Origin of the sequence: Acidisoma sp. S159, from assembly GCF_009766125.1 — a bacterium.
GTDB lineage: Bacteria > Pseudomonadota > Alphaproteobacteria > Acetobacterales > Acetobacteraceae > Acidisoma.
Map to the genome: position 1 here is coordinate 1 of NZ_LMUG01000100.1, position 373 is coordinate 373.

General features: G+C 64.6%; 1 protein-coding gene. It reads left to right on the top strand.

Features of this window, described 5'->3' with window-relative positions; translation table 11 throughout:
* Positions 1-91 precede the first annotated feature (91 nt).
* A partial coding sequence (locus tag GSQ92_RS29175) for a PEP/pyruvate-binding domain-containing protein (protein WP_305782238.1) occupies positions 92-373 on the top strand: 282 nt, incomplete at its 3' end.

Consider the following 373-nt stretch of genomic DNA (forward strand, 5'->3'; position numbering starts at 1 on the left):
CAGTGGCTGAGGACCAAGGCCTGGCAGCAGTGGCCGATGCTAGCCGCTTCCTGCAACTGGAAACCACGGGAGCCGTGTGATGGCTGATGTGGTGACCAAGTGGGTCTATAACTTCGGGGCCGGCCATAACGAGGGCCGCGCCGAAATGCGCAACCTGCTCGGCGGCAAGGGGGCGAACCTCGCGGAGATGGCCGGGATCGGCCTGCCGGTGCCGCCCGGTTTCACCATTACCACTGATCTTTGCACGGCCTTCTACGACAATGGCCGCAAATACCCGGATGATCTCGACGCCCAAGTACGCAGCGCCCTGGCGCGGGTCGAGGAGGCCGTCGGCCTGAACTTCGGCGATCCGGCCAAGCCATTGCTCGTCTCG